Raw genomic sequence first — 23881 nt, 5'->3', positions numbered from 1 at the left:
TTACAGTCCTAATGGGGAAGCATTTGAAACACAAAAGGCAGCACTAAATTCATTAGTGCTGCCATTAGATTGAGTTATGGATTTAGTTTAGAAGCGCATATCGGCACTTAACATTACCAAACGTCCAGGTGCCATGTTGGCAAAATGGTTGGAATAGGCTTTATCGTAATAACGCTCATCCAGTAGATTTTGCACGTTCAAGCGGAATGTAAATGAGTCATTCATCTTGTAGGATGAAGACAGGTCATAGCGCCAGTAGGATGGGATCGATAGCGTATTAGCGGTATTACCATACACTCGACTCATATAGTAAGCACCCATGCCCACATTGATTGCGTCAGTCACATCATAGGTAGTAAATATGCTCACACTATTTTTAGCCGTATTCGGGAAACGGTTACCATCATAGGCGACGTTATAGCCATTGCTTTCGAGTGTTGCATCTAAATAAGTGTAACCACCAAAACCGTGCCAATCATCGGTAAGGTCACCAGAGAAGCCGATTTCAAAACCTTGTACTAATTGCTTACCGACGTTTTCCTGTGGCGCATTACGGCCACCTTCAACCGCGACGCGGGCGTTGTCTTTTTCGATTCTAAAGACCGAACCGTTTAGGGATAGACGTCCCGAGATAAAGTCCCACTTAGTGCCTAACTCATAGCTTTCGGTATCCTCTGGCTTTAAGTCCGAGTTGGCTACGCCTATATTTTCAGCACCATCACCATTAGATGTCCCTGGTGGGTTTGAAGATGTCCCCCAAGCCGCATAGATACTGCCATTGTCAGTAGGCTTAAACAGTACCGACAACTGATAGTTAAAGAAATCCGAATCGTTGCCATAGGAAGCGGTAGAGTTTTCGGATGTCGTGCTGAAATCATCCCAACGAATACCGCCGTTGACTATCCAAGCTTTTGTTAACTCAATGGTATTAAAAGCATAAATAGAGCGAGTGTCAGTCTCAGTTACCGTTGGGTCTGTGCTTAGGGTAATTGTACCTTCCCAAGGGTCATTTGGATTTGGATTATCGAGTAAAGTACAGTTGTAGCTTGCGAGTAATTCGTCATTACAACCCGCATTACGGCCGTTACCGACATCCACAGTGAAGGCTGCGTTGCTAGTACGCTCATTACTTAATTCAGAACCAAGGGCAAAGCGGTTAGTAAAGCCTGCTAAGGTGCCTTCACCCGTCAATTGTAATTGAGTGGAAAGCGTTTTAGTCACCGAGTGACGGGATTTAGTGTTACGCCATACATAACCATTGGCAACGTTACCCGTAGTGTCGTCGGGGTTAGTGGTAATGTAGTAGTTTGTATTACGGCTATACATTGAAGTCGATGTCAGCTGTAAGTCATTGGCAAAATCGTGGCTAATCAGTACAGATGCGGTGTCATCCATAGTATCGCGAAAATCACGCGCTAATAAGCCATAGAAATTATCTGGGTCGACATCAACTGGCTCACCTGTTGATTGATCATAGGGAATGCCATAGTCGGGAATATCATGGTTTTCAAAGTGATAATATTCGAGAGTCACTTTAGTTGGTGTGGTTAACCCTAAGGCAATCGAAGGCGCAACACCCCAGCGATGACCAGACACTGCATCACGACCAGGAGTATCTGAATCGTGGGCCATCATATTGACACGAACCGCCGCTTCATCACCAATCACATGGTTAACATCTAAACTCGCACGTTTAAGTGAATCGGTACCAATTGCGACATCGGCATTAATAAAATCGTTTGCCTGGGCTTTTTTGGTCACGATATTGATACTACCGCCTACCGCGCCACGACCGTTATAAACCGAACTTGGGCCCTTAAGCACTTCAATCTGTTCGATGTTAAAGGTTTCGCGGCTCTGTGAGCCCACGTTACGCATACCATTGATAAAGGTTGATGATTGCGCATCGTAACCACGGATAAAGGGTCTATCGCCATAGGGATTCCCGCCTTCACCCGTACCAAGTGTGACCCCCGGCGTTGCACGCAGGGCATCGGTAAAGCTTTGAGCGCCCATGTCCTTCATTAGGTCTTGATTGATGACGCTAACGGTTTTCGCAGTATTGAGCAGATCTTCAGTAAATTTACCGGACTGTATTTTTCGGCTGTTATAGCCCAAGTACTCACCATTCACTTCAATATGTTCGAGTTTTTTATCGGCTACTGAGGCCTGTTCTTCCGTCGCCATTGAGGGCATCGCATAGACAGCCATTCCTAGGGAAAGTGAACCTAAAACTTGGGAACCCAGTTTTATGCGGCTATTACGACGTTTTACTAGTTTCATCAAGAGCATTCCTGTTGCTAAAAATTCGGGTGCAGTGTGCCCACCTGTTTATGGCGGCTAATATAAGGAAATGCTAAAAACTGATCAATAATTATTATCATTTGCATTTACAACCAAAGCAAAGGAGTATCTGTTAAGGCATTGAAACAAAGTAACAAAACTCTTTTTTATGTAAGTTTATTACCATAAGAATTTACTCTGTAAATGAATGCAAAGATGATTTAGGTCGTCTAAAAAGTAGAAATGAACTGCTAGTAATGTGGATATGTTGCCAATCACCATCCGACAACAGATTAGTTACCGTACGAAAGATGGCTATTGAATAGGTAACAGTTGATTTGTCATTCGGCACAGGCTTAAATACGAGTGGCAATTGCTGAAAAATAACAAGAAAATCGAGAAATTAACCTCACATTTCTCATCGACTCATCTAAGCTGTTAGAGTGTGGTAAGGAATACTGTGATTAAGCCAGTTTTCGAATAGCCTTAAGCATTCCAGCTAAAAAGTAGGCTCAAAAAGGAAAAACTTAAGCATGAACGTCAATTTTATTAACCCCTTTCTGCAATCCCTGTTAAATGTGATCTCGACGATGGCCAGCATGGATCTCACGCCGGGTAAACCACAAATTAAAACCGATAACCTGGCAAAAGGTGATGTTTCAGGCTTAATCGGCATGGTAGGTCCACAAACTAAAGGCTCCCTGTCCATCACCTTCGAACAAAAGCTGGTTCTGCAAATTATGCAAAATATGCTTGGCGAGAATCCGGGCAAAATTAATGAAGAAGTGACAGATCTTGTCGGTGAGATCACCAACATGGTTACCGGCGGCGCTAAAAACCTTTTAGGTGATAAGGGCTACGACTTCGATATGGCGACGCCTATGGTGGTGTCTGGGAAAGATCACACGATCTCCCATAAGGCGAACGGCACTAAAATCATCATGCCCTTCACGAGCCCTTTCGGGACAGCCTTTATCGAGATCTGTTTCGAAAGCTAAGCTCTGACACAATCTTTAGTTTGGATAAAATACAAAAAAGCGCCTAGGCGCCTTTTTTGTACTCGGTTATTTATCGATTTTACGCTAAACAAACAGCGACCCTTGGGGTTAGCTTAGTCACTAACTCGTAAGCGATCGTGCCTATATGCTCGGCAACTTCTTCAACCGGTAACGCCTCGCCCCACAGTAGCGCATCATCACCGACTTTATCAGTTGCATCAGCACCTAAATCAACGGTTAACATGTCCATCGATACACGGCCAACAATCGGAACTCGGCGACCATTGATAAAGACTGGCGTGCCCTCAGGCGCATTGCGTGGGTAACCGTCACCATAACCTATAGCGACTACACCTAAGCGAGTATCTTGCTTTGCCGTCCAATAGCAGCCGTAACCTACGGGTTGATTCGCTTTATGTTCGCGCACTGCGATTAAGCGAGAAACCAGATTCATCGCCGGAATTAATCCATGGTTTGCGCCGCAATCACCTGCCACAGGTGATACCCCATAAAGTGCAATACCTGGTCGGATCCAATCCCCTTGGCTTTTCGGCCAATAGAGTGCCCCCGCAGAGTTAGCAAGTGTTCTATCGCCGGGCAAACCTGTGGTTAACTTATTGAATGCCTCAATTTGCATTTGGGTGTAATGGTTTTCTGGCTCATCGGCACAGGCAAAATGGGTCATCAGGTGAATCGGCTTTGCCACATTGTCACAGGCCATCAAGCGCGCGTAAACCTCGGAAAATTGCTCCGGCGCCACGCCTAAACGATGCATTCCCGAATCCACCTTTAACCAAACATTGACGGGCTTTGAAAGCGAAGCCTGTTCTAACATCTCAATTTGCGACTCATGGTGCACCACGGTATCGATATCGTGGTTAACGAGTAGGGGTAAATCAGTGCTGCGGAAAAAGCCTTCTAACAATAACAACCTCGCCTTTACCCCACCGGCACGTACCTCCAGCGCCTCTTCTAAACGGGCTAAACCAAACCCATCGGCGGTGTTAAGACAATTGGCCACGTTTAATAATCCATGACCATAACCATTGGCTTTCACCACGGCCATGACTTTGCTCGCACTCGCCTGCTGACGCAGGACGCTAAGATTGTTTTGCAGTGCGCTACTGCTAATTTCTGCTCGGGGAAAAGGTTTCAAAGTGTACCTTGTCTATTTATATACGGAAAAATCAGGGGAAGTCTGTAAATGCAAAGGTCCTCTCCCCCGTCAAACTCAATCTTCTTTAAATGCACTAATCGTCTTTAAACCTATTAATCTTCTTCGAACTGTGGGCCAGCGTAGTTATCGAAACGAGAAAACTGACCTTGGAACGTTAGGCGAACACGACCGATGGGGCCGTTACGCTGTTTACCGATAATGATCTCAGCCGTGCCTTTGTCGGGGGAATCGTTGTTATACACCTCATCACGGTAAATAAACATGATGAGATCCGCATCCTGCTCGATAGAGCCCGATTCACGAAGATCTGAGTTTACTGGGCGCTTATCGGCACGTTGTTCAAGCGAGCGGTTAAGCTGGGACAATGCTATCACTGGGATCTCAAGCTCTTTGGCTAAGGCTTTAAGGGAGCGCGAAATCTCCGCAATTTCAAGGGTACGGTTATCCGATAATGCTGGCACCTGCATTAACTGCAAGTAGTCGACCATGATCATCGACAAGCCGCCATACTCACGGGCGATACGACGGGCGCGGCTTCGCACTTCTGTGGGTGTTAAGCCTGAGCCATCGTCGATATACATTTTGCCCTGTTCGAGCATGATCCCCATGGTCGATGATACCCGCGCCCAATCCTCATCATCGAGCTGACCGGTACGAATTTTGGTTTGGTCGACGCGGCCTAATGAGGCCAACATACGCATCATAATCTGTTCTGAAGGCATCTCGAGACTGAAGATAAGCACGGGCTTGTCTTCGTTCATCGCCGCCTGTTCACAGAGGTTCATCGCGAAGGTCGTTTTCCCCATAGACGGACGCGCTGCGACGATAATTAAGTCACCTGATTGGAAGCCCGCGGTCATACGGTCAAGATCGGTAAAACCACTCGATACACCAGTGACACCGTTATGGGGGTTGTTATAGAGCTGCTCAATCTTATCGACGGTTTTTTCGAGAATGGTTTTAATGCCTTCTGGACCTTCATTAGCATTGGTGCGCTGCTCAGCAATCTTAAAGACTTTACTCTCGGCTAAATCGAGCAACGCGCTAGAATCTCGTCCTTCAGGGTTATAACCCGCATCGGCAATTTCATGGGCTACACGGATCATCTCCCGCACTACCGCACGTTCACGCACGATTTCAGCGTAGGAGACAATATTGCCCGCACTTGGCGTATTCTTCGCAATTTCACCTAAGTAGGCAAAGCCACCCGCTTCTTCGAGCTGGTTTTCAAGTTCGAGCTGTTCAGAAACCGTAATCAAGTCGATGGGTTGTCCACCTTCGACTAGACGATGCATCGCCGCAAAAATCATCCGGTGTGAACGGGAGTAAAAGTCCTCTTTCACCACGGTTTCAGCCACTTTATCCCAAGCATCGGCATCCAACATCAGGCCGCCTAATACCGATTGTTCAGCCTCAATCGAATGGGGTGGCAGTTTGAGATTATCAACCTGGGCATCCACGGGCTTACTTTTAGGCTTAAAAGCACCTTGTTGTGACATTAACACTCCCGATTTCTAACAACTTAACAAATATGATATAAACCCCGCGTCGAAAACAGGATGTTTCGACGCCAGCACCCGCCAACAAACACTCTAACAATAATTAAGGAAAAAACATGCGTATTGCATTAGTTGCGGCCTTAGTAATGACTTCCGGTATTGCAACTGCCGATGAAGGACAATGGCAACCCTATCAAATGCCTTCCATCGCTGACAAACTCAGCGCTCGCGGTATTGATATTCCCGCCGACAAACTGGCCGATCTGACAAGTTATCCAATGAACGCCGTTGTGGGGCTAGGATATTGTACCGCCAGTTTTGTTTCGCCCCAAGGGCTTGTTGTGACAAACCACCATTGTGCCTATAAGGCCATACAATACAACAGCAAAAAAGAGCACAATTATCTAGAGCAAGGTTTTTTAGCCACCTCAAAGGATAAAGAACCTTCCGCCGGCCCTAATGAACGTTTATACATCACCGAAGAGGTGAGAAACGTCACCAGTGACGTTATCAAAAACTTGAGCCAAGAACCGCTCACTCGCATCGAAGAAATCGAAAGCCATAGCAAGTCATTGATTAAAGACTGCGAGAGCGATGAAAACTACCGCTGTAATGTGCGTAGCTTCCACAATGGTCTTGAGTATTACCTTATCAAGCAACTGATGATCCGTGATGTGCGTTTAGTCTACGCACCGCCTGAAAGTGTTGGCGCCTACGGTGGTGATATCGATAACTACGAGTATCCACGCCATTCGGGTGACTTTGCCTTCCTGCGCGCCTATGTGGGTAAAGACGGCAAGCCCGCCGCCTACAGCGAAGATAACATTCCGTACACACCAAAGAGTTACTTAAAAATCAATGGTAATGGTGTAAAGGCAGGTGATGGCGTATTTGTGGCAGGCTACCCTGGCACGACAAGTCGATACAACCTTACCAGCGAGCTTAAATTTGCCAGCGACTGGCTCTATCCAACCCAAGCAAAGCGCTATCAATTTCAGATTGATACTATTAAAGCTATGGGCCAAGAGGATGCCGATATCGCCATTAAATATGCCGGCAATATGGCATCGATGGCAAACCGGATGAAAAAGTTAAATGGTCTGCTTGAAGGCTTTAAAGCCACTGATATCGTGGGCATTAAACAGCAACGCGAAGACGACTTTTTAGCTTGGCTTAAAAAGAATCCCGCGCTTAATCAGCAGCTCATCAGCGAGCTTGAAGTATTACTGGCAGAGCAGCAACAGCAATATCAAGCCAACTATTACTTTAGCAACGCCCAATCGAGTAGCCTGTTAACCGCAGCTAATCAGCTGTATCGCTTAGCTAAAGAGAAACAAAAACCGGATGCGGAGCGTGAAATAGGCTATCAAGAGCGCGACCTTGCCATGTTGAGCTCACGCTTAAAACGCATCGATTCGAGCTTTGCAGTATCAGTCGATAAAACCCTGTGGTTACAGGATTTAGACGCTTATGTCTCACAAATTAATCGCGTTGCGGCATTGGATGAGATGTTGCAACTTGATAAAGCAGATGCCAATAAAGCTAACGATATAAAAGCCACCTCGACTAAAGAGTTGAGCGCAAGACTCGATGGTTTCTATTCACTCACGACCTTGACTGACCAAGCTAAACGTTTAGCCTGGATGGAGGCTGATGTTAAGGCCTTTGAGACCAGCACCGATCCTTTCATCCGCTTAGCTGTTGCTCTGTATGACGCCAATATAGCGCAGGAAAAAGCAGAGAAAACCCTTGATGGCAAGTTATCCGTTGCTCGCCCTGCCTATATGGCAACCGTTATCGACTACTACAAAGCCAATAACTGGCCAGTGTACCCGGATGCCAACGGCACTCTTCGGATCAGCTACGGCATGGTCGATGGTTATCAGTCACGTGACGCGCTCTATAAGCAGCCATTCACTAAGCTCGATGGCATAGTCGCCAAGCACACTGGTGTTGCGCCTTATAAAGCGCCGCAAAAACTGCTGGATGCGATTAAAGAGCATCGTATTGGGGATCACCTAGTCCAAAACTTGTATCAAGATCCACGTAGCTGGTTGTGTAGACTGTTCTCCTGCGCCGATAAGCCAGAAGAATTCAACTCAGTCCCCGTTAACTTCCTGTCTAGTGTCGATACCACAGGTGGTAACTCGGGCTCACCCGTCTTTAACGGTCAGGGCGAGTTAGTCGGCTTAAACTTCGATTCGACCTATGAAGCAATTACCAAAGACTGGTTCTTCAATCCTACCATCACCCGCGCAGTGCACGTCGATATCCGCTATATCCTATGGATGATGGATAAAGTGGATAACGCACAAAACCTGTTGAATGAGATGGATATTATTAGGGATTAACTATCAGTTAAATTTTTAAAGCCGCCACTTAGGCGGCTTTTTATTACCCACCAAAATTAGATAAAAGTGAATTACAAATATTGTTAAATTTTTGTTTTACACAAGTTAATTTTATGAGAGAGTAACAATGCCAACCTGCAAAAATAAGTAGGTAAGCTAATGAAAAACATAAAACAAACTTTCTAGGGAATGCTCATGACAAAAACGAACTTTCGCCATTCGTTGCTAGCGATGGCCGTTGTATCTAGCTTATATACAGCGAGCCCATTACTTTATGCCGCAGACAGTGCATCTTCAGGTTTTTTGACAGGTACAGCGGTCAATATGGAAGGGGTCCAACTCAGTAACGTCAAAATAACCATCGTTAACAAAGACACAGGCCTAACTCGTACTGTAGAAACAAGTGCTAGTGGCGCCTATCGCTTCCCACTTCTGCCAACAGGAACCTACAACTTCACCGCTGAAAAAGATGGTTACTTAGTTGCTAAACAAGATAACGTTAAAGTCGGTATTGGTGACAAAACAACTTTTGATATTACACTTGGCACCCAGCAGCAGGATATGGAAACTATCGCTGTAAGAGGTTCCCGCATGTCTAGAATTGATACAACGTCTAGCGAAGCGGTTACCATCGTGGACCAAGAGTTGCTCATGCGAGTACCTGTGGCGCGAGATATTACCGCTGTTGCTTTATTGGCTCCAGGCACGACTCAAGGCGATACTGGTTTCGGTAACTTGGCCTCATTTGGTGGTGCTTCTGTTGGCGAAAACTCATTCTATGTGAATGGAATGAACGTTACCAACTTCCGAAATGGACTAGGTGGCTCAGACGTTCCGTTTGAATTTTATGACACGTTTGAAGTTAAAACGGGTGGCTATTCAGCTGAGTTTGGCCGCTCTACCGGTGGTGTGGTCAATGCGACAACCAAACGTGGTACAAATGATTTCGAATTTGGGGCAAGTGCTTATTTTGAACCCTCTTCTCTAAGAGCATCAGAAAAACAAACATACCGCACTCAAGAAGGTATTGACTTATATGGTTCAAAATATTTTGACCAAGTAGCCTCAGCGAGAACCATCGGTGAAAATAACTACAACGTTTGGGCTGGAGGTGCCATTCTCCAAGATAAGTTATTTTATTATGGGTTAATTAACTTCCAAGATAGAGTCTCTGACTTAGCCAATAGTAACGAAACTTATCAACGCGATGCAGGCGACCTATTCTACTCCCTAAAACTTGATTACTACATTACTGAAGACCATATTTTAGAATTCACAGCATTTGACAGTTCTAGTGATTTAGATAGCACTGCAACAGACTGGGATCCTGATACAGGTGAAACATCAGGAGATGCAAGACCTTATACTCTGGAGCGTGGAGGACAAACTTACTCTCTAAAATATACCGGTATCTTATCTGATACATTCACTATGAGCGCAATGGCTGGTGTCAATAAAGCTAACTACAGCAACGTACTTCCTGGCAGCAATCCAATTGGTGATAATCCACTCATTTATGAGCGTTTCTCAGGGAAAAAATTAGGCACAATTCCAGCTATTTCAACTCCAACAGTCGAGAAAGATAAGAGAACGGCTTACCGATTAGATTTTGATTGGTATTTAACAGATAATCACACACTTCGTTTCGGTATCGATTATGAAAATCTCGACGCAACAAACAACACCAGCAGAGCTGGTGGTGTAGCTTATCGCTACCAAGGTTGTGACCCTGCAGAAATTGAACAAGGTGATCCAACGTCTTGCACCATTGTACGTAAGGAAATTTATCAAAATGAGGGTGACTTTGAAACTAAGAGTTACGCTTACTACATCACTGATACTTGGAATGCAACAGATACTCTAACATTCAATTTAGGGTTAAGAAATGAAGCATTTGAAAACTACAACAAGGCTGGTGATAAATTCGTTGATGTAACCAATCAATGGGCACCACGCATTGGCGCATCTTGGGATGTTTTAGGTGACGGCGAAACCAAAGTATTTGCAAACTACGGACGCTATTTCCTTCCTGTAGCAACCAATACAAACATTCGTCTTGCTGGGGATGAGCTTTACACTCGTCAATTCTTTGAAGTATTAAGTATGGATGAAAATTATATTCCAGAACTTGGCCAAGCATTATCTGCAATGGATGTTTTCTCCGATGGTACCCTGAAAAATACAACTGAGACAGTCAATGCAGATCTCGATCCAATGTATCAGGATGAGTTCATTTTAGGCTTCCAAACCCTACTGACTGATGACATAAGCTTTGGAGTTAAAGGTACTTACAGAGATCTTAAGAGTTCATTAGAAGACGTTGCTATTGATAAAGGGTTCGAGGATTATCTACAAAGAGAATACGGTTCTGGTTGTACTGTATGTGATGGCTTCCATTATTACGTACTCACTAATCCCGGAAAAGATGTTACCATTACCACCGACCCAGATGGTGACGGTCCATTGGCAAACCAAGCATATACCATTCCTGCTGCAGACCTAGGATACCCAGAAGCAGAACGTAACTACTATTCAGTCGATCTGAATCTTAATAAGGCATGGAATGATAACTGGATGTTAGACTTTACCTATACTTGGTCTCAAAGTATAGGTAACAACGAAGGCTTTGTACGTTCAGATAACGAGCAATCTGATTCAGGTTTAACAACCAACTATGACCAGCCAGGTTTAGTCGATGGCGCTAATGGTTACCTACCGAATGATAGACGTCATCAAGTGAAAGTGTTTGCTGCATATGAAATCATAGATAACCTCACTGCTGGAGCTAATTTCTGGTGGCGTACTGGTCGTCCAATTAATGCGTTCAGTGTACATCCAACTGATGCATACGCTTCTCAGTATGGTGCAGAAGCATTCTTTAAAGATGGAGTACTCGCCCCTCGTGGTAGTCAAGGAAGAACACCAAACACTTGGAACTTAGATTTATCATTGCAATATGTACTCGAGTTACAAAGTACTGATATTACCTTCCGTGCAGATGTGTTTAATGTCTTCAACAATGATGAAATCACTGAAGTTAATGAAGTTGCTGAATATATATCTTATTATGACGCAGACTTTGGCGGTTATCGTGGCGCAGCAGATCCTGATTATTTGCTACCAACAGACTACCAAACTCCAAGATATGTCAGACTCAGTGCAAGCATCAAATTTTAATTTTTGATCGTATCTTGATAAGCCTCAAAAGCCATCTTCTCAAAGATGGCTTTTTATTCTCAGCCCCCTCACTTCAATAGGTAGTTATCATCATTTTTAGCTTTGCTTGTGTACTTACTAGTGTTAAATGCATCTCTGATTTTTAGCGAAGTCAAATAGAGACTGATCGCGATAATACTGTTTGCGGTATAGAACTAAATTAAAGTTGACGAATTAATCAGGAAATATATATAAAAAAACACCGCCGAGGCGGTGTTTTTCTTCATACAGCTAAGTTTAAAACAAATTGTAATTAAGCTTCTGCAACAACAGTCACTTTAACAATAGCTTTAACTTCAGTGTGCAGCTGAACTTCAACTTCGAAGTCGCCAGTAGTACGCAGAGCGCCTAATGGTAAACGAACTTCAGCTTTAGCCAGTTCAACGCCAGCAGCAGTTACTGCATCAGCGATATCACGAGTGCCAACTGAACCAAACAGTTTGCCTTCATCACCAGCTTTAGAAGCGATAACAACAGCTTCCAGAGCAGCGATTTTCTCAGCGCGTTGGTTAGCAGCAGCCAGATCAGCAGCTAATTTAGCTTCTAATTCAGCGCGACGAGCTTCGAATACTTTAACGTTGCTTTCGTTAGCAACAACAGCTTTACCTTGTGGCAGCAGGTAGTTACGAGCGTAACCAGCTTTAACTGCAACTTGGTCACCCAGGTTACCTAGGTTAGCGATTTTATCAAGCAGAATAACGTTCATTATCAAATCCTCTTTATTCGATTAGGAATTAATACTGCGATTACTGATGTAAATCAGTGTATGGCAGCAGAGACAGATAACGAGCACGCTTGATAGCGCGAGCTAGTTGACGTTGGTATTTAGCACTAGTACCAGTGATACGGCTTGGAACGATTTTGCCGCTTTCAGTGATGTAGTTCTTTAAAGTAACGATATCTTTGTAATCAATCTCTGCAACACCTTCAGCGGTGAAACGGCAGAACTTGCGACGACGGAAATAACGTGCCATGTGACAGTCTCCTAAGTTTTCAATTCGACATTTTCGGCATGGATAACTAAGCGGTTTTGACCATTTCGCCCCTGTTGAAGCGACATAAAGCCTTGTACTTGTACTTCCACACCTGCTTTCAGATTGTCTGCGACGCTTTCAAAGCGCGGTCCACTCAATATCACTTGTATTTGTACGTAGACGTTGCGGAGCATATCTGCTTCATAACGCTGCGATTTGTGTTCTAGCATAATTACACTGTGTGCAATTCCTGCTGGGCTTTTAAAGCGCCTGGAACGGGTTATTGTTCCTGACAACACCAAGTTATTGGTGGTCACAGATAAACTTACTCAGCGATTTCTTCAGCGTTAGCTTCATCATATGAGCGTTCGCCAGCTGGGCCACGACGTGAATCGCGCTCATCTTTAGCTTTCGCCATTGGAGATGCTTCGGTGATTGCGCCTTTAGTACGCATTACCATGTTACGCAGAACTGCGTCGTTGAAACGGAAAGCAGTTTCTAGCTCTTCAATCGTCTCTGCTGTTGCTTCAACGTTCATCAGAACGTAGTGAGCTTTGTGCAGATCTTGGATTGGGTAAGCCAGTTGACGACGGCCCCAATCTTCTAAACGGTGGATTTTGCCGTTAGCTTCGGTGATAGCACCTGTGTAACGCTCAATCATACCTGGTACTTGTTCACTTTGATCTGGGTGAACCATAAATACGATTTCGTAATGACGCATTTATTGCTCCTTACGGTTATGTAGCCTCGTTTTTGGCTCAGTCGGACCAAGTTAGAGGCAAGGAACGAAAATAGTGACTGATTAGAGCGCGAAATAGTACAGAAAGCAGACGTGAAACTCAAGCAATAACTTTGCCTCAACAGGCAATCGGGGTATGATGACGCCTCGCTCCCATTCGGACCTTTAACCACTGCTAATCAAGAACGAATACTAATGTTACGAGCAATGCTAAAAGTTATCGCCCCTTTGAGTTTGTTTTGCCTGTCTTTTCGAACACTTGCACTCGTACCACCCGATTATCAAGAGCCGCCAAGTGATTTCACTGCAGAGGTTGAAGCTGGCTTGCAATTGAATACTGGCAACACCGAATCCAGCAGCTTTAACGGCAGAACCCAATTAGTCTACGACACGCAAAACACCAAACAAGAAGCGACCCTGAAGGCTTATTTTGCCTCAGAGCAAAATAAAACCACCTCCGAAAAATACGAACTGCAATTACAGAGTAACTATAAGCTCGATAAGGGCTACGTCTTCGGTCGTGGCGACTTTACTTGGGACCAATTTGGTAGTTACACCCAAATATCGACTGTTTCGACTGGTTATGGTTTTAATGCGATAGGCACCTTTCGAACCAAACTCAGTTTTGAAGTCGGTCCCGGTTATCGTTACAACTTACCCGCTGAATCGGTCACTGAACCAGACCCCGCGGCCGAGCGAGATGTCATTTTGCGTACTGCGGCTAAGTTTTCACAAAAGCTACAGGAATACTCTAGCATCAATGCAGATCTCACCGCCGAGGTAGGGGAAAATAACAACACCCTCACTTTAGATATGAATTATAAGAATATGGTGTTTCAGGACTGGGCATTCAAAATCGGCATCAACATGAAATATACCGAAATTGTGCCTGAAGGCACCCAACAAACTGATACCATTACTACTTTTAACCTGCTTTATACCTTCAGATAATCTCTACATCACTCAGCTAGGCTGATGATAAAAATGTCATCAGCCTTCAGTTCGATTTCAGCTATTTAGTGACCTACCCAGTAATTCCATCATTTAGTCAGTAACTTCATTCCTCTTATGCCACAGTAAGCCAGCCAACAACTGATATACTCTCCTAGGCAATCTTTGTTGGAGTCGCTATGGCAAATCCTTTACGTACCTTCGCCTCTTTGTATAGCACTACCCTGTTAACCGTGCTGGCGGGTGGCCTACTTACAACATACTTAGGGCTTAGACTCTCTGTCATGGACGTGCCACAACTTTGGATTGGCGGCATGATGTCAGCCTACTATGTCGGCCTTGTGGCTGGCTCAAAAATTGGCCACAGGCTTATTGCCCAGGTAGGTCATATTCGCGCCTTCGTCGCCAGTGCAGGCATTGTCGCCGCATCAGCCCTTGGTCACGCCCTAATCGATGAGTTAACGATTTGGATAGTGCTGAGACTTATCGTTGGTATGGGGATGATGTGCCAGTATATGGTGCTCGAAAGCTGGCTTAACGAACAGGCCGACAACACGCAGCGCGGTACTGTGTTCGCAAGTTATATGATAGTGTCTTATTTCGGGCTGATTTTAGGCCAAGGCGCTATCAGCCTCTATCCAGACTTAGGTTTAGAACCACTACTTTTAATTGCGATTTGTTTTTCCCTCTGTATTGTCCCCATTGCCATCACAAGGCGGATTCATCCAGCACCTTTAGTGCCAGCACCATTACAAATTACCCATTACTGGCGTTTAGCGCCACAAGCGTTAACGACTGTAGCCATCGGCAGTATGATTGTAGGCTCTTTCTATGGACTAGCCCCCGCTTACGCCAGTAACCTTGGCATGCCGCCCGAGGAAGTCGCAACCTATATGACAGTCACCATAATGGCAGGCCTTTTAGCCCAATGGCCGATGGGGAAATTGTCAGACATTATGTCGCGCAGTCGACTCATTCGGATTAACTGCTTACTACTTGGCAGCTTAGCCTTAGTAATAGCGATATTGCCACATCAAGAACATTTATCGTTGGTACTCACTTTTCTGTTTGGGATCCTAGGTTTTACCTTTTATCCCCTCGCCACTGCACTTGCCAATTCAAGGGTTGAACAAAATGAAAGAGTTGGTTTGTCTGCCACCATTTTATTGACCTTTGGCATAGGCGCCAGTATCGGGCCACTTATCGCCTCAACCCTAATGCAATGGTTTGGCAATAACATGCTCTATGGGTTTATTTCAGCATGTACTTTAGTGCTTTTCGTTCGCCTACGTTATGTCCACTCAAAACAAAAAGCCGAAACCCATGTCACCCAAGACTATATTATGGCCACAGGCGATTTAGTGTCTTCGCCATTAGTGGCAGCGCTTGACCCGAGGGTCGATGTCGAATCGGTTAAAGAACAAATGGTGGTGACTGCCGAAGATGAAAATATCGATCCCGATAACTTCAGCGACACTGACTACGAGCAACAACTTGCCTTTAGCTTTGACTTAGATTCGCTCGAAGCCACGCTTGATACTCCCGTTTCGCAGGATACGACAGATGATGACGTTTTAGGCTTAACTGCCGTAAGTTATGAGCAAGAGGATGCGATAAAGGCAAGTTAAGGTCTGGGTCACTATTAACACAAAAGACGGCATTTGCCGTCTTTTTATTAACTGCGCTATCAAGAGTAAAATGATTAACTACGACGCTGACGAACCGCTTCAAATAAACAAATACCCGTTGCTACCGACACGTTTAAGCTCGACACGCTGCCTGCCATAGGGATAGATACAAGCATATCGCAGGATTCACGGCTTAAGCGGCGAAGACCTTTATCTTCTGCGCCCATGGCAATCGCTAACGGCCCTTTTAGATCGGCTTGGTATAATTCACAGTCGGCCTCGCCCGCAGTACCAACAATCCACACTCCCTTATCCTGCAGATGACGCATAGTGCGCGCAAGGTTAGTCACTTGGAATAAAGGTACTGTTTCCGCAGCGCCGCAGGCAACTTTACTCACCGTTGCCGTTAGGCCAACCGAGTTATCCTTAGGCACAATGATACCCTGAACACCCGCAGCATCGGCGTTACGTAGGCAAGCCCCTAAGTTATGGGGATCGGTAACACCATCTAAAATTAACAGGAATGGCAGTTCAGTCTTAGCCAGCAGATCGTCTAAGTCGTGCTCACCCAATATTTTGGCGGCTTTTACGCGGGCAACAATACCTTGGTGTTGCGTGCTTTCGGCCTTATCATCCAACACCTTACGCGAGGTGACTTGGATGCTGGTACCAAAATCCTTGGCCTGGCGAATAAGCGGAGTTAAACGCTCATCATCACGACCTTGCAATAGCCACAGTTCGATAATGCGCTCAGGGCTATGCTTTAACAGGGCTTCAACAGCGTGAATGCCAAAAATAATATCTTGTTTTTTCATTTACTTCTTTCTCGTGCTCCGCTTAGCGGCCTTTGGCTTTTTAGCCGAATTTTTCTTTGGTTTGCTGCCAGACTTTGACTTAGGTTTTGCGCCACTTGGCTTACTCCCATCCGCCCTTGATTTATCAGCGCTTGAACGTGATGCACCTACGCCCGTACCTCCTTTAGCCGCACGCGCCATTTTGGCACCTTCACGGTTAACACGCTCACGGGCGGTCATTGGCTTTTCACGGCTCGGCGCGGATTTACGACGACCTTTACCGCCCTCGCCAAGCATAATCAAATCGATTTGTCTGTCATCCAGATTCACCGCGGCCACTTTTACTGTCACGGGATCGCCAACTTGATAAACCTGACCGGTGTTCTCACCCAGTAAACGCTGACGCATAGGATCAAACTGATAGTAATCACTGCCCAGACTCGAAATATGCACTAAACCATCGATAAAGAGGTCATTTAAGCGCACAAACAGGCCGAAGTTAGTCACCGAAGCAATCACAGCTTCGAAGGTGTCACCCACGTGATCCTGCATAAATTCACATTTCAACCAGTCGCTTACATCGCGCGTTGCCTCATCTGCGCGGCGCTCAGTGTTAGAACACTCTTCACCAAGTTGGTCTAGCTCATCGAGCTGATAATGGTAACCACCATCGCTCGTCCACTTCTCATTGGCTTCACCCTGCTCCTTCGCCAGTAAATAGCGGATCACGCGGTGTAGCACTAAGTCTGGGTAACGGCGAATTGGCGAGGTAAAGTGAGCATACTCCTCCAGTGCCAGACCAAAGTGGCCTTCATTATCCGGTGTGTAGATTGCTTGGCGCATAGAACGCAGCAGCATCACCTGAATAAGCTCAGCATCGGGGCGCTCGCTAATCTGCAGCATCACGTTTTGATAATCTGCAGGGGTTGGCTCAAGGCCACCACTCATGCTTAATCCGCGCTCAGCAAGGAACTCTTTAAAGTTCGCCAATCGCATCTCTGACGGGGGTTCGTGAACCCGATAAAGGATTTCACCTTTGTGCTTTTTCACGAACTTAGCCGCAGAGACGTTAGCCAAAATCATGCATTCTTCGATGATCTTATGGGCTTGGTTACGCGCCCTTGGCACAATTTTATCGATCTTACGCTGCTCGTTAAAAATAAACTGGGTTTCTAAGGTTTCAAAGGCAATCGCGCCGCGCTCGGCGCGCTGCTCATCGAGCGCTAAATACAGTGACTGCAAACATTGCAGGTGCGGGAATAATGCCTCGTGCTCAGGGGCGATTGGACCGCCTTCGAGCATTGCCGCCACTTGGGTATAGGTAAAACGCGCGTGAGAATGCATTACCGCCGGGTAGAACTTGTAACCCGAGAGCTTACCCTTGGCCGAAATCGTCATCTCCGCCACCATACACAGGCGGTCTACATGGGGATTGAGCGAACACAGGCCGTTGGAGATTTTCTCCGGCAGCATTGGGATAACCTGCGATGGGAAATACACAGAGTTACCGCGGGAACGTGCTTCGGTATCGAGCGCTGAATCGGTGCGAACATAGTAACTTACATCAGCAATCGCCACCCACAGACGCCAGCCACCACTGGGTTTCACTTCCGCATAGACTGCATCGTCAAAGTCGCGGGCATCTTCACCATCAATAGTCACTAACGGCAGATCACGTAGATCGACGCGGCCAATCTTATCCGCTTCAGTCACTTCATCGGGGATCCGGCGCAGTTTTTTCTCAATAACCGCTGACCATTTATGGGGTAAATCGTAATTACGCAGGGCGATTTCAATCTCCATCCCCGGCGCCATTTGCTTACCTAAAACTTCGGTGACTTTACCGGCGGCTTTTACAAATCGCCCAGGACGACGTGTGAGTTCAACGACGACCACATCACCTTGGCGTGCGCCATTACGGTCTTCGTTGGCGATTAAAATCTCTTGGGTAATGCGCTTATCATCGGCAATCACAAATGCCATGCCACTATCAACATGGTAACGGCCAACAATCGCAGCACTGCGAGGCTGGATCAAACGAACGAGACGCGCTTCACGGCGACCTTTACGGTCAACGCCGGCTTTTTGTGCCAGCACTTTATCGCCATGGAAATACATCAACATATCTCTGTTCGAGATAAATAAATCATCACCACCTTCATCAGGCTTAAAGAAGCCATACCCTTCCCTGTGCCCTAATACGGTACCAGAGATAAGATCCATTCTTTCGGGCAAGCCGTAGCTTTGACCACGGGTAAACACCAACTCACCGTCACGCTCCATCGCACGTAAGCGGCGACGTAGGGCTTCGAGTTGATCTTCTTCGTGGATCTTCAATGCAACAGCGATGCTGTCACGGGTGAGGGGTGATTTTTGGGAGCGCAAGTATTCAATAATATACTCGCGGCTTGGGATAGGGTTTTCGTACTTATCCTGTTCACGCTCAAAATGAGGGTCTTTTATCATTCAATTTCCAAATTATGTGTCTCAATCGCGAGACAGCTTAATGGGGTCGTATATGTTCCTGCTGGGCTCGCGCCACCACACTTGGGGGCATTTTTGCAGCCAACTTTTGCAGTAATGATAAGGCTTTTTGTTTGGTCGCCTCATCGTTAAATACATTGTTATACAACCAATTATAGGCCATTTCATAGTCCCTTGGACTACCATAACCTTCGCCGTATAAACGGACTAACATCATTCTTGCCTGTAGACTGCCACTCGCTGCCGCAGGGAGTAAATAGTTTACCGCGCGGTCTTTATTACGAATGACAAATTTTCCATTTTGGTAATACTCGGCAAGTTTGACCATGGCTTCGGGACTACCCTGCTCGGCCGATGCCTGCAATAAATTCATCCCCTTAACCGCATTCGCCTTAACGCAGACACCGTGGTTGAGCATTTCGCCCCACAATAACTGGTACATAGGCTGCTTTAGCACTTCGGCACGGGCTTCGATATCCTGTACCAATTGGCAATCATCCTGCTTTACTTGCTTAAGATATTGATCGCTTCTGAACATCTCAAGCAATTGTTCTTGAGAATAAATATCTACAGCCTGAGTCTCAGCAAAGGAGACGCTTGAAACCAAGGATAGAAGCGATATGAATGCTGTACGGAGCATAACAACTCTCAATGACAATAGGGTGAATACTTGCATCGGCAGTATAACCCATTTCTTGAGTCTAAGCTGAATATCTAACCACAGAAATGCAAACTGAGGGGAGCACAAATAGAAAAGGCCGTGTATCACGGCCTTTCTGACTTTAAATCATCTCGTTCTTAGTTAAACGGACTGACTAGAATCATAGTCTCATTACGGTCAGGACCAGTAGAGATGATGTCGATTGGGGTTTCCAATAACTCTTCGATACGCTTAATGTAGTTGATAGCAGCTTGTGGCAGCTGATCAATTGAAGTCGCACCGAAAGTGTTCTCGCTCCAACCTGGCATAGTTTCGTAAACAGGCGTAACCTGCTCATAACCTTCAGCCGCTAAAGGCGTGACTTTAGTGACTGTGCCATCTGGATGTTGGTAACCAACACAGATCTTAACTTCTTTTAGACCATCGAGTACGTCTAACTTAGTTAAGCAAAAGCCACTTATGCTGTTGATTTGAACTGCGCGGCGCATTGCCACAGCATCTAACCAACCTGGACGACGCTTACGACCAGTCGTCGCACCGAACTCATGACCTTTAGTCCCTAAATGATCACCCACTTCACATAAAAGTTCAGTAGGGAAAGGACCTGCACCTACACGAGTGGTGTACGCCTTCATGATACCCAGTACATAGTCTAAGTGACGTGGACCAAAACCACTGCCCGTCGCAACACCGCCAGCAGTAGTGTTTGAAGAAGTTACGAACGGGTAAGTACCGTGGTCGATATCCAGCAGTGTACCCTGCGCACCTTCGAACAGAATTGGCTCGCCCGCTTTGCGTGCGTTATCCAACAGTTCGGTAACGTCAACGCACATGCTCTTCAGATAGTCAGCTAAGGCTAACACATCGGTTAGAGTTTGCTCGTAATCAACGGCTTCAACTTGGTAGTATTCGGTCAGCATAAAGTTGTGATACTTCATCACTTCTTTTAGCTTCTCTGCAAAAAGTTCAGCATTGAACAGATCGCCAACACGCAGACCACGACGGGAAATTTTGTCCTCATACGCAGGACCAATACCACGACCTGTTGTACCAATCGCTTTATTACCGCGCGCTTTTTCGCGAGCAATGTCTAGAGCACAGTGGAAAGGTAGGATCAGCGGACACGCTTCAGAGATCAGCAGACGTTCCTCAACTGGAATGCCTCGCTCTTTAAGCATGTTGATCTCTTTCATCAGGGCATCGGGTGCTAATACAACACCATTACCGATAATGCACTTAACATTATCGCGCAGGATGCCTGACGGGATCAGATGAAGAACGGTTTTATCGCCGTTGATAACCAAGGTATGACCCGCGTTGTGGCCACCTTGATAACGAACTACATATTTTGCCTGTTCAGTTAAAAGGTCGACAATTTTACCTTTTCCTTCGTCACCCCATTGGGTGCCGAGAACAACTACGTTTTTGCCCATTGTTTGCTGCAAGGTTGTGGTTAAAACGGAATTCTAACAGATTTTGGGAGATTTGTGGTAAGTCATTTATGAAAAAATAATCAAAATGATCAGCCCTGCAGTCACTAATGATCCACCTATTCGGCGCAAAACCTGCTGATTTTGATTAGAAAGTTCATTTAAATATCGGCGCCACTTATTTGGAAATAGCAATGGACCAACACCTTCAAAAATCAGCATCAAAGCCAGTGCCAACATAAAAATTTGCAATACACTTCTCCTCAATAAGGCTCAAAACTGCCATTGTTGGCCACGATAATAGCGAAAAAAAGGCAATAAAAAACCCAGCATAAGCTGGGTTTTTTGAAATTCCAAAAGCAAATTAACGCTTAGAGAATTGTGGTTTACGACGTGCTTTACGTAGACCCACTTTCTTACGCTCAACTTTACGAGCGTCACGGGTAACGAAACCAGCAGAACGTAATGATGGACGCAGAGCTTCATCTAATTGCATCAGAGCACGAGTGATACCGTGACGGATTGCACCTGCTTGGCCAGTGATACCACCGCCTTTAACAGTTACATAGATGTCCAGCTTATCAGTCATTTCAACTAACTCTAATGGTTGACGAACAACCATACGAGCAGTTTCACGACCAAAGTACTGGTCCAAAGGACGTTGATTTACAACGATGTTGCCGCTACCAGCTTTAGCGAATACGCGAGCTGTAGAGGTTTTGCGACGGCCAGTGCCGTAGTACTGAGTTGCAGCCATTTGCTTAATCCCGTTTAGATATCAAGAACTTGAGGTTGTTGTGCAGCGTGGTTATGTTCTGCGCCAGCGTAAACTTTCAGTTTACGGAACATGGCACGGCCCAGAGGACCTTTTGGTAACATACCCTTAACTGCTTTCTCGATGATCATTTCTGGCTTATGAGCTTGCAGCTTTTCAAAGCTGATTTGCTTAATGCCACCAGGGAAGCCTGAGTGCGAGTAGTACGTTTTGCCTTTCGCTTTGTTACCAGTAACAGTAACTTTCTCGGCGTTGATAACGATGATGTAATCACCAGTGTCAACGTGAGGAGTGTATTCTGGCTTGTGCTTACCGCGTAAACGGAGAGCGATTTCGGTAGCGATACGACCTAAAGTTTTGCCGTCTGCATCAACGACGAACCAGTCACGAGTTACAGTTTCTGGTGTAGCAGTAAAAGTCTTCATTATTACAAAAACCCAAAGTTAATTTCTGTCTCACATGCTGCCTGCATTTACAAGCAACACAAAAATGCCTTTCGGTACCCCTTCGAGTACTTATTTCGGCTTACAACTTCCGCCCAATCGGCGGAGTAACGTGGGCAGGTGGCGGATTATAGACAAACGTGAGCTAAAAATCACCTGATATTTTGACAAAAATCATAAAAATTCGATCGCTGAGGCTCATTATCCCTAGGTTTAATAAACCACAGCAAACTTGAGGAGGAAATGTGGATTAAAGCTCTCTTGGTTCAAGAACAACTTAAGGTAAATGCTCCGATTTTAGGTAATCGTGGGATTGCATTTCGATTAAACGTGAGCGGCAACGTCTGAATTCAAAACTTAAGAGTCCTTCTGCATAAATTTCCTCGAGTGGTACCTCTGCTGAGACAATCAGTTTTACGTTACGCTCATAAAATTCATCCACCATCGCAAGAAATCTTCTGGCAATATCATCACCTGTGAGTAAGGCCCCCATCTGCTCGATACCGCTTAACAATACAGTGTGATAGATACGCGCAAGCTCCATATAATCACGTTGACTGCGGGGGCCATCACACAACGCCCTAAAATCGGCTAGCAACACACCCTGAGCCTGTTGACGAATTACAATTTCACGACCTTCGATTTCAATAGCTGCAGTAGACACTTCTACTTCTGGCGCTAACTGCCTGAAATAATGCAGTAAATTGGTATCTGCTTGGGCATCCAATGGATAGTGGTAAATCTCTGCCTGCTCAAGGGTGCGCAGGCGATAGTCGATTCCTGAATCCACATTTAATACTTCACAGTGTTGATTGATTAACGCTATCGCCGGCAAAAAGCGTGCCCGCTGCAAACCGTTTTTGTATAGGTCATCGGGAATAATATTCGAAGTTGCCACCAAGACCACACCTTCTTTAAAGAGGGCTTGGAATAGGGTGCCAAGTAACATGGCATCAGTAATATCAGAGACGAAAAACTCATCGAAACAAATGACTTTATATTGGGCCGCCATTTTTTTCGCAATAACAATCAATGGATCCCGTGTGCCCTTTAACGCATCTAAATCTAAATGCAGTTGATGCATAAAGCGATGAAAGTGAGCGCGCAGCTTTTGATTGCCTGGCAGCGCATCAAAAAAGGTATCCATCAAATAGGTTTTACCGCGGCCTACCCCGCCCCATAAATAAAGACCTTTAGGTGCGGGAGCAATAGGTTTAAGACCAAGCCCAGCAAACAACCTACCGAATAATGAAGTTGGCTCAATAACGGCGGTTAAATCCTCATAGACTCGTTGCAACGCCTTTACTGCCATTTCCTGCGCAGGATCATGGGAAAAACCATCACGAGTTAGATCTTTTTGATAATGCTGCCAAGGGCTTAACTGGGGCAATTTATAATTCTCTTTAATGCTCTACACAAACTGCGCAGATTTTACCACGGCCTAAAACGTGCAGCATCTATTTACGCTCAGTAATGCA

20 protein-coding genes are annotated in these 23881 nt (G+C 45.6%); 5 read left to right on the top strand and 15 right to left on the bottom strand.

From position 1 onward, the window contains the following. Positions 1 to 87: 87 nt before the first annotated feature. Positions 88 to 2283, bottom strand: coding sequence for a TonB-dependent receptor (locus K0H61_RS02760; RefSeq protein ID WP_220051246.1), 2196 nt, complete (start codon positions 2281 to 2283; stop codon positions 88 to 90). Positions 2284 to 2816: 533 nt separating this feature from the next. Between K0H61_RS02760 and K0H61_RS02755 the strand changes: the two genes are divergently transcribed. Beyond that, entirely contained in the window at positions 2817 to 3281 is a 465-nt protein-coding gene (locus tag K0H61_RS02755) for a chemotaxis protein CheX (protein WP_220051245.1), read from the top strand. A gap of 79 nt (positions 3282 to 3360) precedes the next feature. On the opposite strand, the gene alr is transcribed toward K0H61_RS02755, so the two are convergent. Beyond that, entirely contained in the window at positions 3361 to 4437 is a 1077-nt protein-coding gene (alr, locus tag K0H61_RS02750; protein ID WP_220051244.1) for an alanine racemase, read from the bottom strand. 113 nt (positions 4438 to 4550) lie between these two features. Next, positions 4551 to 5957: a replicative DNA helicase gene (gene dnaB, locus K0H61_RS02745; protein ID WP_220051243.1), complete on the bottom strand. Its 1407-nt coding sequence runs from the start codon at positions 5955 to 5957 to the stop codon at positions 4551 to 4553. Between the two features lie 116 nt (positions 5958 to 6073). Here dnaB and K0H61_RS02740 point away from each other — a divergent pair, with 116 nt between their 5' ends. Next, complete coding sequence (locus tag K0H61_RS02740) at positions 6074 to 8308, top strand: S46 family peptidase (RefSeq protein ID WP_220051242.1); 2235 nt, start codon at positions 6074 to 6076, stop codon at positions 8306 to 8308. A 195-nt stretch (positions 8309 to 8503) separates the two neighbouring features. Beyond that, entirely contained in the window at positions 8504 to 11485 is a 2982-nt protein-coding gene (locus tag K0H61_RS02735; RefSeq protein WP_220051241.1) for a TonB-dependent receptor, read from the top strand. A 292-nt stretch (positions 11486 to 11777) separates the two neighbouring features. On the opposite strand, the gene rplI is transcribed toward K0H61_RS02735, so the two are convergent. From rplI to rpsF, 4 genes are read right to left on the bottom strand one after another with little or no spacing between them, the layout of a single operon-like run. Further along, positions 11778 to 12230, bottom strand: coding sequence for a 50S ribosomal protein L9 (gene rplI, locus K0H61_RS02730; protein ID WP_220051240.1), 453 nt, complete (start codon positions 12228 to 12230; stop codon positions 11778 to 11780). Between the two features lie 40 nt (positions 12231 to 12270). Continuing rightward, a complete protein-coding gene (gene rpsR / locus K0H61_RS02725; protein WP_006083042.1) occupies positions 12271 to 12498 on the bottom strand; it encodes a 30S ribosomal protein S18 in 228 nt (75 codons plus the stop codon). Positions 12499 to 12509: 11 nt separating this feature from the next. Continuing rightward, entirely contained in the window at positions 12510 to 12815 is a 306-nt protein-coding gene (gene priB, locus K0H61_RS02720; RefSeq protein WP_220051239.1) for a primosomal replication protein N, read from the bottom strand. Positions 12816 to 12823: 8 nt separating this feature from the next. After that, positions 12824 to 13219, bottom strand: coding sequence for a 30S ribosomal protein S6 (rpsF, locus tag K0H61_RS02715; RefSeq protein WP_220051238.1), 396 nt, complete (start codon positions 13217 to 13219; stop codon positions 12824 to 12826). Between the two features lie 225 nt (positions 13220 to 13444). Here rpsF and K0H61_RS02710 point away from each other — a divergent pair, with 225 nt between their 5' ends. Together K0H61_RS02710 and K0H61_RS02705 are read left to right on the top strand one after the other, a co-directional pair. Then, a complete protein-coding gene (locus K0H61_RS02710) occupies positions 13445 to 14188 on the top strand; it encodes a DUF481 domain-containing protein (protein ID WP_220052422.1) in 744 nt (247 codons plus the stop codon). 179 nt (positions 14189 to 14367) lie between these two features. Then, the gene (locus tag K0H61_RS02705) at positions 14368 to 15816 is read left to right on the top strand and encodes an MFS transporter (RefSeq protein ID WP_220051237.1); all 1449 of its coding nucleotides are present in this window, start codon (positions 14368 to 14370) and stop codon (positions 15814 to 15816) included. 74 nt (positions 15817 to 15890) lie between these two features. On the opposite strand, the gene rlmB is transcribed toward K0H61_RS02705, so the two are convergent. The 8 genes from rlmB to zapE form a co-directional block, all read right to left on the bottom strand. Then, positions 15891 to 16631 (bottom strand): 23S rRNA (guanosine(2251)-2'-O)-methyltransferase RlmB, encoded by a 741-nt coding sequence (gene rlmB, locus K0H61_RS02700; protein ID WP_220051236.1) that lies wholly within the window; start codon positions 16629 to 16631, stop codon positions 15891 to 15893. Next, entirely contained in the window at positions 16632 to 19076 is a 2445-nt protein-coding gene (gene rnr, locus K0H61_RS02695; protein ID WP_220051235.1) for a ribonuclease R, read from the bottom strand. Positions 19077 to 19113: 37 nt separating this feature from the next. Beyond that, positions 19114 to 19770 (bottom strand): tetratricopeptide repeat protein, encoded by a 657-nt coding sequence (motX, locus tag K0H61_RS02690; RefSeq protein ID WP_220051234.1) that lies wholly within the window; start codon positions 19768 to 19770, stop codon positions 19114 to 19116. Between the two features lie 122 nt (positions 19771 to 19892). Further along, a complete protein-coding gene (locus K0H61_RS02685) occupies positions 19893 to 21188 on the bottom strand; it encodes an adenylosuccinate synthase (protein WP_220051233.1) in 1296 nt (431 codons plus the stop codon). A gap of 66 nt (positions 21189 to 21254) precedes the next feature. Beyond that, positions 21255 to 21425 carry a DUF2065 domain-containing protein gene (locus tag K0H61_RS02680; protein WP_220052420.1) on the bottom strand — a complete coding sequence of 57 codons (171 nt, stop codon included), beginning with the start codon at positions 21423 to 21425 and terminating at the stop codon, positions 21255 to 21257. 124 nt (positions 21426 to 21549) lie between these two features. Then, positions 21550 to 21942 (bottom strand): 30S ribosomal protein S9, encoded by a 393-nt coding sequence (gene rpsI, locus K0H61_RS02675; protein WP_006083052.1) that lies wholly within the window; start codon positions 21940 to 21942, stop codon positions 21550 to 21552. Between the two features lie 14 nt (positions 21943 to 21956). Then, positions 21957 to 22385, bottom strand: a complete 429-nt coding sequence (gene rplM / locus K0H61_RS02670; RefSeq protein WP_220051232.1) for a 50S ribosomal protein L13 — start codon at positions 22383 to 22385, stop codon at positions 21957 to 21959. 295 nt (positions 22386 to 22680) lie between these two features. Next, on the bottom strand, positions 22681 to 23793 hold the full coding sequence (zapE, locus tag K0H61_RS02665; RefSeq protein ID WP_220051231.1) for a cell division protein ZapE: 1113 nt from the start codon (positions 23791 to 23793) through the stop codon (positions 22681 to 22683). Positions 23794 to 23881: the final 88 nt, after the last annotated feature.

Source organism: Shewanella acanthi (assembly GCF_019457475.1).
GTDB classification, from domain to species: Bacteria; Pseudomonadota; Gammaproteobacteria; order Enterobacterales; family Shewanellaceae; genus Shewanella; species Shewanella acanthi.
This window is presented reverse-complemented; position numbering and strand designations above follow the sequence as displayed.